Source organism: Bacillus mojavensis (genome assembly GCF_012648005.1).
GTDB classification, from domain to species: domain Bacteria; phylum Bacillota; class Bacilli; order Bacillales; family Bacillaceae; genus Bacillus; species Bacillus mojavensis.
Window position 1 is genome coordinate 23,568 of the sequence record NZ_CP051464.1, and the last position, 15,944, is coordinate 39,511.

13 protein-coding genes, 2 tRNA genes, 3 rRNA genes and 1 other RNA gene are annotated in these 15,944 nt (G+C 45.4%); 17 read left to right on the forward strand and 2 right to left on the reverse strand.

Translation table 11 applies throughout. The features are described 5' to 3' along the window. Positions 1 to 52: 52 nt before the first annotated feature. Positions 53 to 1,342: a glycoside hydrolase family 18 protein gene (locus tag HC660_RS00110; protein ID WP_211090772.1), complete on the reverse strand. Its 1,290-nt coding sequence runs from the start codon at positions 1,340 to 1,342 to the stop codon at positions 53 to 55. 56 nt (positions 1,343 to 1,398) lie between these two features. Next, on the reverse strand, positions 1,399 to 1,950 hold the full coding sequence (locus HC660_RS00115) for a cysteine hydrolase family protein (protein ID WP_010332741.1): 552 nt from the start codon (positions 1,948 to 1,950) through the stop codon (positions 1,399 to 1,401). 83 nt (positions 1,951 to 2,033) lie between these two features. Here HC660_RS00115 and tadA point away from each other — a divergent pair, with 83 nt between their 5' ends. The 17 genes from tadA (at position 2,034) to tmk (ending at position 15,926) form a co-directional block, all read left to right on the forward strand. Next, positions 2,034 to 2,519, forward strand: coding sequence for a tRNA adenosine(34) deaminase TadA (gene tadA, locus HC660_RS00120; protein ID WP_168746741.1), 486 nt, complete (start codon positions 2,034 to 2,036; stop codon positions 2,517 to 2,519). 82 nt (positions 2,520 to 2,601) lie between these two features. Beyond that, positions 2,602 to 2,866, forward strand: an RNA gene (gene ffs, locus HC660_RS00125) — signal recognition particle sRNA large type. Positions 2,867 to 2,994: 128 nt separating this feature from the next. Then, positions 2,995 to 4,689 carry a DNA polymerase III subunit gamma/tau gene (gene dnaX, locus HC660_RS00130; protein ID WP_168746742.1) on the forward strand — a complete coding sequence of 565 codons (1,695 nt, stop codon included), beginning with the start codon at positions 2,995 to 2,997 and terminating at the stop codon, positions 4,687 to 4,689. Between the two features lie 23 nt (positions 4,690 to 4,712). Beyond that, positions 4,713 to 5,036 (forward strand): YbaB/EbfC family nucleoid-associated protein, encoded by a 324-nt coding sequence (locus HC660_RS00135; protein WP_010332744.1) that lies wholly within the window; start codon positions 4,713 to 4,715, stop codon positions 5,034 to 5,036. A gap of 14 nt (positions 5,037 to 5,050) precedes the next feature. Then, on the forward strand, positions 5,051 to 5,647 hold the full coding sequence (recR, locus tag HC660_RS00140; protein WP_003242386.1) for a recombination protein RecR: 597 nt from the start codon (positions 5,051 to 5,053) through the stop codon (positions 5,645 to 5,647). 18 nt (positions 5,648 to 5,665) lie between these two features. Then, positions 5,666 to 5,890 carry a YaaL family protein gene (locus tag HC660_RS00145; RefSeq protein WP_010332745.1) on the forward strand — a complete coding sequence of 75 codons (225 nt, stop codon included), beginning with the start codon at positions 5,666 to 5,668 and terminating at the stop codon, positions 5,888 to 5,890. Between the two features lie 66 nt (positions 5,891 to 5,956). After that, on the forward strand, positions 5,957 to 6,220 hold the full coding sequence (gene bofA, locus HC660_RS00150) for a sigma-K factor-processing regulator BofA (RefSeq protein ID WP_010332746.1): 264 nt from the start codon (positions 5,957 to 5,959) through the stop codon (positions 6,218 to 6,220). Positions 6,221 to 6,467: 247 nt separating this feature from the next. Further along, positions 6,468 to 8,016: ribosomal RNA gene (locus HC660_RS00155) — 16S ribosomal RNA — on the forward strand. A 101-nt stretch (positions 8,017 to 8,117) separates the two neighbouring features. Then, a tRNA-Ile gene (locus HC660_RS00160) sits at positions 8,118 to 8,194 on the forward strand. A gap of 12 nt (positions 8,195 to 8,206) precedes the next feature. Next, positions 8,207 to 8,282, forward strand: a tRNA-Ala gene (locus HC660_RS00165). A gap of 81 nt (positions 8,283 to 8,363) precedes the next feature. Then, positions 8,364 to 11,291 (forward strand): 23S ribosomal RNA (locus tag HC660_RS00170). 53 nt (positions 11,292 to 11,344) lie between these two features. Further along, positions 11,345 to 11,460: ribosomal RNA gene (rrf, locus tag HC660_RS00175) — 5S ribosomal RNA — on the forward strand. The 16S, 23S and 5S rRNA genes sit together here with 2 tRNA genes alongside, the layout of an rRNA operon. Before the next feature lie 180 nt (positions 11,461 to 11,640). Next, a complete protein-coding gene (locus HC660_RS00180) occupies positions 11,641 to 11,835 on the forward strand; it encodes an anti-sigma-G factor (protein ID WP_168746743.1) in 195 nt (64 codons plus the stop codon). Between the two features lie 142 nt (positions 11,836 to 11,977). Continuing rightward, positions 11,978 to 12,592, forward strand: coding sequence for a 5-bromo-4-chloroindolyl phosphate hydrolysis family protein (locus tag HC660_RS00185; RefSeq protein WP_168749333.1), 615 nt, complete (start codon positions 11,978 to 11,980; stop codon positions 12,590 to 12,592). A 17-nt stretch (positions 12,593 to 12,609) separates the two neighbouring features. Then, the gene (locus tag HC660_RS00190; RefSeq protein WP_168746744.1) at positions 12,610 to 13,767 is read left to right on the forward strand and encodes a toxic anion resistance protein; all 1,158 of its coding nucleotides are present in this window, start codon (positions 12,610 to 12,612) and stop codon (positions 13,765 to 13,767) included. 84 nt (positions 13,768 to 13,851) lie between these two features. Next, positions 13,852 to 15,291 (forward strand): aminotransferase class I/II-fold pyridoxal phosphate-dependent enzyme, encoded by a 1,440-nt coding sequence (locus HC660_RS00195; protein ID WP_168746745.1) that lies wholly within the window; start codon positions 13,852 to 13,854, stop codon positions 15,289 to 15,291. Beyond that, positions 15,288 to 15,926 (forward strand): dTMP kinase, encoded by a 639-nt coding sequence (tmk, locus tag HC660_RS00200; protein ID WP_010332683.1) that lies wholly within the window; start codon positions 15,288 to 15,290, stop codon positions 15,924 to 15,926. The genes HC660_RS00195 and tmk overlap by 4 nt, the downstream gene beginning before the upstream one ends. Positions 15,927 to 15,944: the final 18 nt, after the last annotated feature.

Consider the following 15,944-nt stretch of genomic DNA (forward strand, 5'->3'; position numbering starts at 1 on the left):
CATATTGTATCACAACCCTTGGATTCCCCTATGAAAAAAAGACGTTTCCAAATTAACGGAACGTCTTTTTGACAACTTGAAATTGATCAGAAAGCAGCAGCCAGTTTTGAGGAAAGGAAAGTCCCAGCTTCCAATAACTAATGCCTCTTAAATTCAGCTCTTTAATCAGATTGAATTTGGCTTGGATCGATCGGGCATCCTCAAACCATACCTCATGCCTTCTGTTTTCTGCATCAGTATAGCGAAAGAAAGGGGCTTGAGCGGTTTCGTCATACTGGATGTCGGCATTGTTTTGATCAGCTATGACAATGGCTTGCTGAGGGCTTATCGCTCTTGCCGGATTTCCTCCTGCTGTATAAGGCAGTGTCCAGTCATACCCATATAAATTCTGTCCCATAACAATTTTATTCGCAGGCATTTCTGTCAAAGCATATTCTATGACGTCTCGAACAGGCCCAATTGGAGAAACAGCTTGAGCTGGCCCGCCGCTATAGCCCCATTCATATGTCATGAGGACAACAAAGTCGACAATTTGGCCATGGGCCCTGTAATCATGAGCTTCGTACCATCTCCCCTGCTGTGTTGCGCTTGTTTTAGGGGCAAGCGCCGTAGAAATTTCTAAGCCTTCTCGATGGAAAAGATCCCTTGCCTCGCGGAGAAATTGATTATATGCCTCTCTATCCTGGGGCCGTAAGTATTCAAAGTCAAAATGAATAGCACGGAAGCCATATCTTCTGGCATTCTCGACTATTTCATTCAAAAGTCTTCTTTTCACAGTATTGTCGTTCAAAAGGATCCGGCCGAGCTCATCGCTGAATGCCTGGTTTTCTAGGTTTGTTATAATCATCATCATTGTCGTGTCTTGATTCTCTGCAATGCTTCTTAAATTCGTTAAAGGCGGTGCGACTAAGGTTCCATCACGCTGTGCCTGGAAACTGAATGCGCCAAGGTACGTTAAGTAGGGCGACGCTTCTCTGGCCACCTGCTGGAGATTTTCACTGACTTGATTTCCGCGGGGCTCCAAATAAGCACTTGATTCGATGTCTCGTTTAGGAACTGGAGGAATGTATAAACGGAAACCAATCTGCAGTACGGTATTTAACTGGATTCGGTTCACCCTGGCAAGCTCGGCTGCTGTCGTATTGAATTGCCGTGCGATGGATGTCAGGGTATCGCCTTGTTGAACATCATAAAACTGGCCAGCTATTGGAATGACAATGGTCTGTCCGACAACAAGGCTGCCGGGATTCGGTATTTCATTCGTTTCTGTAATTTCATTTACAGTTGTTCTGTATTGTGAAGCGATAGCAGTAAGAGTGTCACCTTGTTTCACTACATAAATTTGAATGAAAAACGCCTCCTTTCATATCGCTACAATGTATGAAAGGAAAGCGCTAATCATGTTTGTTTTTCAGTAATTTGTTCTTCCGTTGTAATTTCTGCGAAAAGAACATTTTCCATCATAGTTAGGGCAAATTCATTATCCTTATCGCTGTTAGAAGCAATGCAGTCCTTAGGTATCGTAATGCTGTATTCTCTCATGTAAGCATCATTAGCAGTGAATAGCACGCATATATTCCCCGCTATACCTGTTAAGACAATGCGTTTCACCTGTAATTCAGTAAGGAGGGTATGGAGGGCTGTTTCATAAAAAGCGGAGTGTTTCGGTTTGATTAGAAAATAGTCGGCATCCTCGGGTGATATCTTTTCAATAATGGCCTTGCTCTTCTCGTTTTCACATTCTTGCTGGATATTTTGGATATCCGCTTGCCAAAGCCCGTAATGATCATTAATGTATATAATCGGCCAGTCATTTTGTCTCGCGTGCTTTTTTAATGATAAAATGTGAGGAACGATTTTTTCTGTTTTGTTGGCGAGGCTTTCTCCCATATCGAATTCAAAATTATTGATCATGTCGACAATGAGAAGAGCTGTGTCTGCTTTAGACATCGACAGTCTCCTTTCTGTTTAAGTTATAATTAATATGTAGCCTTTTTAGGTAAGGAAAAAACTTTGAAAAGAGAGCTAACCTTATGAATCAAGATGAACTTTATATGAAAGAAGCAATAAAAGAAGCGAAAAAAGCTGAAGCGAAAGGCGAGGTGCCGATTGGCGCCGTGCTTGTCGTGAATAATGAAATCGTGGCAAGCGCGCACAATTTAAGAGAAACAGAGCAGCGGTCTATCGCTCATGCGGAAATGCTTGTGATTGATGAAGCGTGCAAGTCACTTGGAACATGGAGACTGGAGGGGGCAACTCTTTACGTTACCCTTGAGCCTTGTCCGATGTGTGCTGGAGCTGTTGTGCTTTCACGCGTGGAAAAAGTGGTGTTTGGTGCTTTTGATCCAAAAGGAGGCTGTTCAGGCACGTTAATGAACCTTCTTCAGGAAGAACGCTTTAATCATCAGGCTGAAGTGGTGAGCGGTGTGCTAGAGGAAGAATGCGGAGGAATGCTCAGTGCGTTTTTCAGAGAGTTGAGAAAAAAGAAGAAAGCTTCTAGGAAAAACTTGTCTGAGTAGTAAGGTTGCAATTTTTAGGGGAAAAGGATATACTTATGTGTGCATCGTCATAGATGCGACAAAAAATTTGATATTTATTTTGCCGTGCTAAGCGGGGAGGTAGCGGTGCCCTGTACCCGCAATCCGCTCTAGCGGGGCCGAATCCCTTCTCGAGGTTCGTTTACTTTAAGGTCTGCCTTAAGTAAGTGGTGTTGACGTTTGGGTCCTGCGCAATGGGAATTCATGAACCATGTCAGGTCCGGAAGGAAGCAGCATTAAGTGAAACCTCTCATGTGCCGCAGGGTTGCCTGGGCCGAGCTAACTGCTTAAGTAACGCTTAGGGTAGCGAATCGACAGAAGGTGCACGGTAAATCAATCATCAAATTTTCAAACTCACCTAATATTAGGTGAGTTTTTTGTTATGTAAAAGAGCTTTTGGAATCGATACACGGTTCATGTATAATGGGAATGATGAATAACGGAGGAGGGCGCACCCGTGAGTTACCAAGCTTTATATCGAGTATTCAGGCCTCAGCGCTTTGAAGATGTGGTTGGACAAGAGCACATTACAAAAACGCTGCAAAATGCCCTTTTGCAAAAGAAATTTTCTCATGCTTATCTGTTTTCCGGGCCGAGGGGTACGGGAAAAACCAGTGCGGCCAAAATATTTGCCAAAGCTGTCAACTGTGAACACGCTCCTGTTGATGAGCCATGTAACGAATGTGCAGCCTGTAAAGGGATAACAAACGGGTCCATATCCGATGTCATAGAAATTGATGCCGCTTCTAACAACGGTGTTGATGAAATTCGTGACATCCGCGACAAAGTGAAGTTTGCCCCGTCGGCCGTCACATATAAGGTATATATCATAGATGAGGTGCATATGCTGTCTATCGGCGCCTTTAACGCGTTATTAAAAACGTTAGAAGAGCCGCCTGAGCATTGTATTTTCATTTTAGCAACAACAGAACCGCACAAAATTCCTTTAACCATTATATCCAGATGTCAGCGTTTTGACTTCAAGCGAATTACATCCCAAGCGATTGTCGGACGTATGAACAAAATAGTTGATGCTGAAGAGCTGCAGGTTGAAGAAGGAGCGCTCGACATTATTGCGAGTGCTGCAGATGGCGGTATGAGGGATGCTTTGAGCCTTCTTGATCAGGCAGTCTCATTCAGCGGTGACGAGCTAAAAGTTGATGATGCGCTTCTGATTACCGGAGCCGTTTCTCAGTTATATATAGGAAAGCTTGCGCAATCTCTGCATGAAAAACATGTTTCTGAAGCTTTGGAAACATTGAATGAGCTGCTTCAGCAAGGGAAAGACCCGGCGAAGCTGATAGAGGATATGATTTTCTATTTCAGAGACATGCTGCTGTTCAAAACAGCTCCTGGCTTAGAGGGTGTACTGGAAAAAGTAAAAGTCGATGAAACGTTCCGAGAATTGAGTGAACAAATTCCGACTCAGGCGATATATGAAATGATCGATATCCTGAACAAGAGCCACCAGGAAATGAAATGGACGAACCATCCCCGTATCTTCTTTGAGGTGGCTGTGGTGAAGATTTGTCAGACGTCTCATCAACCAGCTGCTGCGGATCTGCCTGAAGTTGATATGCTGATGAAAAAGATCCAGCAGCTTGAGCAAGAAGTAGAACGGCTCAAAACCACCGGCGTAAAAGCAGCGGCGGAAAGTCCGAAAAAAGAGGGACCGCGTGCGCCAAAAGGCGGAAAATCCAATTACAAAGCGCCGGTAGGCAGAATTCATGAGATTTTAAAGGAAGCAACGAGGACGGACCTTGATCAGCTCAAAAGCAGCTGGGGCAAGCTTCTGGCTCATTTGAAACAGCAAAACAAAGTATCTCATGCTGCGCTGCTGAATGACAGTGAACCTGTGGCTGCAGCTTCTACAGCATTTGTACTGAAATTCAAATATGAAATACATTGTAAAATGGTCGCGGAGGATAACAACGGAGTCCGGACTAATCTTGAACAGATTTTAGAATCAATGCTCGGTAAAAGAATAGATTTGATTGGCGTTCCAGAAGCACAATGGGGTAAAATAAGAGAAGAATTTTTAGTAGATCATCAGCAGGAAAATGAAGGATCAAATGAACCGGCTGAAGAAGACCCGCTTATTGCCGAGGCGAAAAAGCTTGTCGGAGCGGATTTAATTGAAATAAAAGACTAACAATATGAAAGAGAGTGAATGCTATGCGTGGCGGAATGGGAAATATGCAAAAAATGATGAAGCAAATGCAAAAAATGCAAAAGGATATGGCCAAAGCTCAAGAAGAGCTTGCAGAAAAGGTAGTTGAAGGAACTGCAGGCGGCGGTATGGTAACAGTAAAAGCAAACGGGCAAAAAGAAATTCTGGATGTCATCATTAATGAAGATGTAGTTGACCCGGAAGATATCGAAATGCTTCAGGATTTAGTGCTTGCTGCAACAAATGAAGCCTTGAAAAAAGTTGACGAGATCACAAACGAAACAATGGGTCAATTTACAAAAGGAATGAACATGCCAGGTTTGTTCTAGGGGGATAAAAGAAAATGCAATATCCTGAACCAATATCAAAGCTGATCGACAGCTTTATGAAATTGCCAGGGATCGGACCGAAAACAGCGGTTCGTCTGGCTTTTTTTGTTCTAGGTATGAAAGAAGATGTGGTATTAGATTTTGCGAAGGCATTGGTAAATGCGAAACGCAATCTGACATATTGTTCAGTTTGCGGGCATATTACAGATCAGGACCCTTGTTATATATGTGAAGATACAAGAAGGGATAAGTCCATTATCTGTGTTGTGCAAGACCCTAAGGATGTTATTGCTATGGAGAAAATGAAAGAATACAACGGACAGTATCATGTTCTCCACGGCGCCATTTCCCCAATGGACGGCATCGGACCAGAGGATATAAAGATACCAGAATTGTTAAAACGATTACAGGATGATCAAGTGACAGAAGTGATTCTCGCAACAAACCCTAATATAGAAGGGGAAGCAACAGCGATGTATATATCAAGGCTCTTGAAGCCATCTGGTATTAAGCTCTCCCGTATTGCCCACGGACTGCCCGTCGGCGGTGACTTGGAATATGCTGATGAGGTCACTCTTTCTAAAGCACTTGAAGGAAGACGTGAATTGTAAGGGAGGAAAAAGCGATCCATGGGTTTTCTTCGCAAGAAAACATTGAGAAGAGAGTTTGATGAAAAACTAATCGAGCAGCTTTTTAAGCAAAAGGAAGAGTGGAATAGGCAAAAGAAGCTGGTCGAAAAAAGCCTTGAGCCATCAGCTGAGGTTTTATGCGAGCTGAAAGTAGCTGAAGCGAAGTATTTTTTTTACTTGAGGGAAGCGAAACAGCGAAATTTGACAATCAGCCGGTGGAAGTAAGTGGTCTAAACTCCTGGATCTTCTCATAAGCTTGTACTAGAACAAGCGAAGGGGATGAGAAGATTCATGGAGCCTATTTTCATTATAGGGATTATTTTAGGACTAGTTATTCTTCTGTTTTTATCAGGTTCACCTGCAAAGCCGCTAAAGTGGATTGGTATAACTGCTGTTAAATGTGTAGCGGGTGCTTTGTTGTTGGTATGTGTGAACATGTTCGGAGGCAGCCTTGGCATCCATGTGCCGATTAATATTGTCACAACAGCCATAAGCGGAATTTTGGGCATACCGGGAATAGCAGCGTTAGTAGTGATTAAGCATTTTATTGTTTAATTCATATTATATATTGACTTTAAGACGTAAGGGTGTTATTCTAATATACGTCGCTGATGACGGATAAACTTTTTAAAGAAATTACGAAAAAAAGTTGTTGACGGAAACAGCAGAAAATGTTATGATAATAAAGTCGCTTAAAGAGCGATTGCAAAGTTCTTTGAAAACTAAACAAGACAAAACGTACCTGTTAATTCAAGTTTTATTATAAAATCGCACAGCGATGTGCGTAGTCAGTCAAACTACTTTATCGGAGAGTTTGATCCTGGCTCAGGACGAACGCTGGCGGCGTGCCTAATACATGCAAGTCGAGCGGACAGATGGGAGCTTGCTCCCTGATGTTAGCGGCGGACGGGTGAGTAACACGTGGGTAACCTGCCTGTAAGACTGGGATAACTCCGGGAAACCGGGGCTAATACCGGATGCTTGTTTGAACCGCATGGTTCAAACATAAAAGGTGGCTTCGGCTACCACTTACAGATGGACCCGCGGCGCATTAGCTAGTTGGTGAGGTAACGGCTCACCAAGGCAACGATGCGTAGCCGACCTGAGAGGGTGATCGGCCACACTGGGACTGAGACACGGCCCAGACTCCTACGGGAGGCAGCAGTAGGGAATCTTCCGCAATGGACGAAAGTCTGACGGAGCAACGCCGCGTGAGTGATGAAGGTTTTCGGATCGTAAAGCTCTGTTGTTAGGGAAGAACAAGTACCGTTCAAATAGGGCGGTACCTTGACGGTACCTAACCAGAAAGCCACGGCTAACTACGTGCCAGCAGCCGCGGTAATACGTAGGTGGCAAGCGTTGTCCGGAATTATTGGGCGTAAAGGGCTCGCAGGCGGTTCCTTAAGTCTGATGTGAAAGCCCCCGGCTCAACCGGGGAGGGTCATTGGAAACTGGGGAACTTGAGTGCAGAAGAGGAGAGTGGAATTCCACGTGTAGCGGTGAAATGCGTAGAGATGTGGAGGAACACCAGTGGCGAAGGCGACTCTCTGGTCTGTAACTGACGCTGAGGAGCGAAAGCGTGGGGAGCGAACAGGATTAGATACCCTGGTAGTCCACGCCGTAAACGATGAGTGCTAAGTGTTAGGGGGTTTCCGCCCCTTAGTGCTGCAGCTAACGCATTAAGCACTCCGCCTGGGGAGTACGGTCGCAAGACTGAAACTCAAAGGAATTGACGGGGGCCCGCACAAGCGGTGGAGCATGTGGTTTAATTCGAAGCAACGCGAAGAACCTTACCAGGTCTTGACATCCTCTGACAATCCTAGAGATAGGACGTCCCCTTCGGGGCAGAGTGACAGGTGGTGCATGGTTGTCGTCAGCTCGTGTCGTGAGATGTTGGGTTAAGTCCCGCAACGAGCGCAACCCTTGATCTTAGTTGCCAGCATTCAGTTGGGCACTCTAAGGTGACTGCCGGTGACAAACCGGAGGAAGGTGGGGATGACGTCAAATCATCATGCCCCTTATGACCTGGGCTACACACGTGCTACAATGGACAGAACAAAGGGCAGCGAAACCGCGAGGTTAAGCCAATCCCACAAATCTGTTCTCAGTTCGGATCGCAGTCTGCAACTCGACTGCGTGAAGCTGGAATCGCTAGTAATCGCGGATCAGCATGCCGCGGTGAATACGTTCCCGGGCCTTGTACACACCGCCCGTCACACCACGAGAGTTTGTAACACCCGAAGTCGGTGAGGTAACCTTTATGGAGCCAGCCGCCGAAGGTGGGACAGATGATTGGGGTGAAGTCGTAACAAGGTAGCCGTATCGGAAGGTGCGGCTGGATCACCTCCTTTCTAAGGATATTTACGGAATATAAGGCCTTGGGTCTTATAAACAGAACGTTCCCTGTCTTGTTTAGTTTTGAAGGAACTTTGTTCCTTGAATAAGTTAAGATGGGCCTGTAGCTCAGCTGGTTAGAGCGCACGCCTGATAAGCGTGAGGTCGGTGGTTCGAGTCCACTCAGGCCCACCATCTTATACAAATGGGGCCTTAGCTCAGCTGGGAGAGCGCCTGCTTTGCACGCAGGAGGTCAGCGGTTCGATCCCGCTAGGCTCCACCAACGTGTTCTTTGAAAACTAGATAACAGTAGACATCACATTCAATTAGTAACACAAGATATCACATAGTGATTCTTTTTAACGGTTAAGTTAGAAAGGGCGCACGGTGGATGCCTTGGCACTAGGAGCCGATGAAGGACGGGACGAACACCGATATGCTTCGGGGAGCTGTAAGCAAGCTTTGATCCGGAGATTTCCGAATGGGGAAACCCACCACTCGTAATGGAGTGGTATCCATATCTGAATTCATAGGATATGAGAAGGCAGACCCGGGGAACTGAAACATCTAAGTACCCGGAGGAAGAGAAAGCAAATGCGATTCCCTGAGTAGCGGCGAGCGAAACGGGATTAGCCCAAACCAAGAGGCTTGCCTCTTGGGGTTGTAGGACACTCTATACGGAGTTACAAAGGAACGAGGTAGATGAAGAGGTCTGGAAAGGCCCGCCATAGAAGGTAACAGCCCTGTAGTCAAAACTTCGTTCTCTCCAGAGTGGATCCTGAGTACGGCGGAACACGTGAAATTCCGTCGGAATCCGGGAGGACCATCTCCCAAGGCTAAATACTCCCTAGTGACCGATAGTGAACCAGTACCGTGAGGGAAAGGTGAAAAGCACCCCGGAAGGGGAGTGAAAGAGATCCTGAAACCGTGTGCCTACAAGTAGTCAGAGCCCGTTAACGGGTGATGGCGTGCCTTTTGTAGAATGAACCGGCGAGTTACGATCCCGTGCAAGGTTAAGCAGAAGATGCGGAGCCGCAGCGAAAGCGAGTCTGAATAGGGCGCATGAGTACGTGGTCGTAGACCCGAAACCAGGTGATCTACCCATGTCCAGGGTGAAGTTCAGGTAACACTGAATGGAGGCCCGAACCCACGCACGTTGAAAAGTGCGGGGATGAGGTGTGGGTAGGGGTGAAATGCCAATCGAACCTGGAGATAGCTGGTTCTCTCCGAAATAGCTTTAGGGCTAGCCTCAAGGTAAGAGTCTTGGAGGTAGAGCACTGATTGGACTAGGGGCCCCTACCGGGTTACCGAATTCAGTCAAACTCCGAATGCCAATGACTTATCCTTGGGAGTCAGACTGCGAGTGATAAGATCCGTAGTCGAAAGGGAAACAGCCCAGACCGCCAGCTAAGGTCCCAAAGTATACGTTAAGTGGAAAAGGATGTGGAGTTGCTTAGACAACCAGGATGTTGGCTTAGAAGCAGCCACCATTTAAAGAGTGCGTAATAGCTCACTGGTCGAGTGACTCTGCGCCGAAAATGTACCGGGGCTAAACGTATCACCGAAGCTGCGGACTGTTCTTCGAACAGTGGTAGGAGAGCGTTCTAAGGGCTGTGAAGCCAGACCGGAAGGACTGGTGGAGCGCTTAGAAGTGAGAATGCCGGTATGAGTAGCGAAAGAGGGGTGAGAATCCCCTCCACCGAATGCCTAAGGTTTCCTGAGGAAGGCTCGTCCGCTCAGGGTTAGTCGGGACCTAAGCCGAGGCCGAAAGGCGTAGGCGATGGACAACAGGTTGATATTCCTGTACCACCTCCTCACCATTTGAGCAATGGGGGGACGCAGGAGGATAGGGTAAGCGCGGTATTGGATATCCGCGTCCAAGCAGTTAGGCTGGGAAATAGGCAAATCCGTTTCCCATAAGGCTGAGCTGTGATGGCGAGCGAAATTTAGTAGCGAAGTTCCTGATTCCACACTGCCAAGAAAAGCCTCTAGCGAGGTGAGAGGTGCCCGTACCGCAAACCGACACAGGTAGGCGAGGAGAGAATCCTAAGGTGATCGAGAGAACTCTCGTTAAGGAACTCGGCAAAATGACCCCGTAACTTCGGGAGAAGGGGTGCTCTGTTAGGGTGCAAGCCCGAGAGAGCCGCAGTGAATAGGCCCAGGCGACTGTTTAGCAAAAACACAGGTCTCTGCGAAGCCGTAAGGCGAAGTATAGGGGCTGACGCCTGCCCGGTGCTGGAAGGTTAAGAGGAGCGCTTAGCGTAAGCGAAGGTGCGAATTGAAGCCCCAGTAAACGGCGGCCGTAACTATAACGGTCCTAAGGTAGCGAAATTCCTTGTCGGGTAAGTTCCGACCCGCACGAAAGGCGCAACGATCTGGGCACTGTCTCAACGAGAGACTCGGTGAAATTATAGTACCTGTGAAGATGCAGGTTACCCGCGACAGGACGGAAAGACCCCGTGGAGCTTTACTGCAGCCTGATATTGAATGTTGGTACAGCTTGTACAGGATAGGTAGGAGCCTTGGAAACCGGAGCGCCAGCTTCGGTGGAGGCATCGGTGGGATACTACCCTGGCTGTATTGACCTTCTAACCCGCCGCCCTTATCGGGCGGGGAGACAGTGTCAGGTGGGCAGTTTGACTGGGGCGGTCGCCTCCTAAAAGGTAACGGAGGCGCCCAAAGGTTCCCTCAGAATGGTTGGAAATCATTCGCAGAGTGTAAAGGCACAAGGGAGCTTGACTGCGAGACCTACAAGTCGAGCAGGGACGAAAGTCGGGCTTAGTGATCCGGTGGTTCCGCATGGAAGGGCCATCGCTCAACGGATAAAAGCTACCCCGGGGATAACAGGCTTATCTCCCCCAAGAGTCCACATCGACGGGGAGGTTTGGCACCTCGATGTCGGCTCATCGCATCCTGGGGCTGTAGTCGGTCCCAAGGGTTGGGCTGTTCGCCCATTAAAGCGGTACGCGAGCTGGGTTCAGAACGTCGTGAGACAGTTCGGTCCCTATCCGTCGCGGGCGCAGGAAATTTGAGAGGAGCTGTCCTTAGTACGAGAGGACCGGGATGGACGCACCGCTGGTGTACCAGTTGTTCTGCCAAGGGCATCGCTGGGTAGCTATGTGCGGACGGGATAAGTGCTGAAAGCATCTAAGCATGAAGCCCCCCTCAAGATGAGATTTCCCATTCCGCAAGGAAGTAAGATCCCTGAAAGATGATCAGGTTGATAGGTCTGAGGTGGAAGTGTGGCGACACATGGAGCTGACAGATACTAATCGATCGAGGACTTAACCTAATTTCTAATGATGTCACACCTGTTATCTAGTTTTGAGAGAACACTCTCAATTGTTTGGTGGCGATAGCGAAGAGGTCACACCCGTTCCCATGCCGAACACGGAAGTTAAGCTCTTCAGCGCCGATGGTAGTCGGGGGTCTCCCCCTGTGAGAGTAGGACGCCGCCAAGCAAGGGTAAAACCCAGCTCATTGAGCTGGGTTTTTTGTTTGTCCATGTACAAGTGAAATCGAAACTATACAAACACCGACAGCTTATATAGCCCATATACTGATCTCAAGATTCCAAAAGATCTAAATAATGTATACAATATCAGGTTTCAGGAAAGGCTAATTGTACGGAGGTGGGGACGATGGACGAAACGGTTAAACACCATCAAACATGTATTATATGCGAACAAGAGAAAAGCAGAGGGATTCATCTTTATACAAAATTCATATGCTTAGATTGTGAGAGAAAAGTAATTTCTACAGCAACTTCCGATCCTAACTATGCCTTTTATGTCAAGAAACTAAAGAGCATTCATACACCGCCATTATACTCTTAGACCTGAGAAGGTCTTTTTTTGTACCATTTTTCACTTTATATCAAGCAATGGATACGATAAAAGAACATGAAACTTGTTTAGGGACTGAACGTAGTAGATAATAATGTTAAATATGAAATACTCACAGGAGTCGATGATGTTGATGCATAGAATTCTTCAATTTTTGATATGGAGTTTCACAAGCAGTGCGACTTTTGTTTTCATAGGGTTATTGAGTTTTTTTGGTTTTAACCAATCACTTTTTTTATCTTTTGTATATGGCGTCTCATCAGCAACTCTCGTATACACAGCGGGTTTGTGGAATTCTAGGCGGTTATTTCTTAAAAGACATGAACTGACGGGAAGAGAATATGTGTATATTAAGAAAAATCTTGAGGAAGCAAGACAAAAAATAATCCGTCTAAGAAAAGCCTTATTTCAAGCGAAAAATATCCAGATGTTTAAGCAAAATGCAGAGATGCTAAGACTTGTGAGAAGGATCTATATGTTAACCAAAAAAGAGCCAAAACGGTTTTATCGGGCTGAGCGTTTCTTTTATCAGACTCTAGATTCTGTTGTGGAACTGACGGAGAAATATGCTTTTCTTTCTTCTCATCCGAAAAAAAACAAAGAACTTTCGATGTCTTTGAGTGAAGCACGTATCACACTTGCTGAATTGACGAAGCGTTTAGAAGAAGATTTAACTCAATTAATGGGCGACGAAATTGGTGAACTGCAATTTGAATTAGATGCAGCGAAGCATTCTTTGAAAAAATAACGGAAGGGGCAAGGACGGTGAATAAAGATCGAAGCGAACTTCAAATAGACGGAGTGTTGGCAGACCCTTTTGGAGATATCAAAATACCAAAGGGGGAGGCTGTTGAATCAGAGAAGCAGCCAGTGCGTCTTGTCGATGTTCTGCCTGAAGAAAACAAAGAAAAAGCATACCAGTTGTCTCAACAGATCGATCATAACAATATGAACAGTATTGTCTTGTACGGCTCACAAGCCCAGTCTAAGCTGCTGAATTTTTCTCATACGATGATTGATCATGTTCAAAAGAAGGACGTCGGCGAAATCGGTGAAATCCTTGGTGAACTGATGAAAAAGCTGGAGCAAGTAAACCCAGATGAACTGCAGACTAAGAAAAAAGGTTTCTTGGCACGCATGTTTGGGAAAGTGTCTCATTCTCTTCAGGAGGTTCTGTCAAAGTATCAAAAGACCAGTGTGCAGATAGACAGAATCAGTTTAAAGCTCGAGCATTCAAAACATGCATTAATCAGTGATAATAAGCTGTTAGAGCAGTTATATGATAAAAACAAAGAATATTTTTCATCACTGAATGTTTATATTGCTGCTGGTGAATTGAAGCTTGATGAATTAAGAACGAAAACAATTCCTGAACTGAAACGACAGGCCGAATCAAGTGAACATAATCAAATGGCCGTTCAAGAAGTAAACGATTTGATCCAGTTTGCTGACCGATTGGATAAAAGGGTGCACGACTTGCTATTGAGCAGGCAAATTACCATACAAAGCGCTCCGCAAATCAGGTTAATTCAAAATACGAATCAGGCATTAGCTGAAAAAATCCAGTCATCCATTGTAACCGCAATCCCGCTCTGGAAGAACCAAGTAGCGATTGCATTGACACTTTTACGGCAGCGAAACGCTGTGGATGCACAGCAAAAAGTATCCGATACAACCAATGAACTTTTGCTAAAAAACGCGGAGCTTTTAAAAACCAATACAATTGAAACAGTGAAAGCAAATGAACGAGGGCTTGTTGATATTGATACCTTAAAGAAGGTACAGGAAAGCTTAATCAGTACGCTTGAAGAAACACTGACGATTCAAGAAGAAGGGCGGATCAAACGCCGACAGGCTGAAGAAGAGCTCATGATGATGGAAGGCGATTTGAAGCAAAAGCTGCTTGCGATAAAGGAAAGGTAGTTTACCAGTAAGACTTAGCTTTAAGTTCTGTCATAGGAACGATATAATAAAGAGTAAGAATACACATTCAAAAGGATTGTTTTAATGAACACACCTTTATATCATGCACTGATTCAACATGCGAGAAGGAATTCTCATTCATTTCACGTTCCGGGACATCACAATGGAGATGTCTTTTTTGATGAGGCTAAGACCATATACAACCCGCTTCTTACAATTGATCTGACTGAGCTATCGGGGCTTGATGATTTGCATCATCCTTCAGGAGTAATTAAGGAAGCCCAAGATCTTGTCAGCCAATTGTATGGAGCGGCAGAAAGTTTTTTTCTTGTAAACGGCACGACTGTCGGCAACTTAGCGATGATTTTATCAGTTTGTGATCCTGGAGATACGATCCTGATCCAAAGAAACTGCCATAAATCTGTCTTTCATGCTGTAGATTTGGCTGGAGCTGAGCCGATTTATCTCGCACCTGACATTGATGAATTCATGCATGTGCCTACGCATGTTCCACTTGATACGATAAAAGAAGCTCTAAAGGCATATCCAGATGCGAAGGGACTGGTGCTGACCAATCCGACTTATTATGGACATAGCGCGGATTTGACTGAAATCATTTCAGAGGCCCATCAATACGGGATTCCTGTGCTGGTGGATGAAGCGCATGGCGCGCACTTTGTTTTAGGGGAGCCTTTTCCGGCTTCAGCGTTGCAAATGGGAGCAGATATTGTTGTCCAGTCGGCGCACAAAACGCTGCCTGCCATGACGATGGGGTCTTATTTGCACCTCAATAGCAACAGGATTGAACGAAACAGGGTAGCGGATTACTTGAATCGTTTACAAAGCAGCAGCCCGTCTTATCCGATAATGGCTTCATTGGATCTTGCTCGCGCTTATGTGCAGCATATGATAGAGGAACATAAGCTTTCTGACGTTCTGCAGCATATTCAATCGATTAAACAAACGTTTGATTCACTTGCATATGCTGAAACGGTTGAACCGGCCAATCAACGGCTTTCCACTGATCCGCTGAAGCTCACCATTCGTTCCAAATGCGGCCATTCAGGTTTTACACTGCAAAAAATATTAGAGCGTGTCAACATATTCACAGAGCTTGCCGATGAAAATCAGGTTTTGCTTGTTCTCCCTTTGGGAGGAAAACGGAGAATCGATGCGGAAACAATTAAGAACATTGATCATGAGATTGAAAAGACTCCATCTGATCAGATAAATGTTTCAGCAGAATGGATAGCACAGCCTATTACTGTTTTGCCTTATCAAAAAAAGGTTTTAAACACGTTACAGAAAGAATACGTGAATTTTAATGAAGCGGCAGGGCGGCTTAATGCAGAGGATGTTATACCTTATCCGCCGGGAATTCCGATGATTATGGCAGGCGAAAGAATCACAAGAGAAAGCGTGCAAAAGCTCAGCCGCTTGATCAGCATGAAAACGCATGTTCAAGGGAATATGAAAATCAATGAGAAGCAATTACTTGTTTATATAGAAGAGGAGAAATCATGAGCGGTTTATTTATTACATTTGAAGGTCCTGAAGGCGCGGGAAAAACAACTGTATTACAGGAAATGAAAAAGATACTGACAGCAGAGGGCCTTCAGGTTACAGCAACACGGGAACCAGGCGGCATAGATATCGCAGAACAAATTCGAGAAGTTATTCTAAACGAGAACAACACGTTAATGGATCCAAAAACAGAAGCTCTCTTATATGCAGCTGCAAGACGTCAGCATTTAGTTGAAAAAGTAAAACCTGCTTTAGAGCAGGGGAATATTGTACTTTGTGACAGATTCATTGACAGTTCACTCGCATACCAAGGATATGCAAGAGGCCTTGGGATTGATGAGGTTCTTTCGATTAACCAATTCGCCATTGGGGATATGATGCCTCATGTCACAATATATTTTTCAATTGATCCGGAAGAGGGCCTGAAGCGTATTGATGCGAACGGCTCTCGGGAGAAAAATCGGCTCGATCTGGAAAAGTTGAGCTTTCATACAAAAGTTCAGGAAGGTTATCGGGAGCTGATGAAGCGTTTTCCAGAAAGATTCCATTCAGTTGATGCCGCTCAATCGAAAGACCTCGTTGTTCAGGACGTTCAAAAGGTTATCAATGAAGCGTTGAAAAAAATTCAATTGTGACCTGTTTCTCATTAGTTG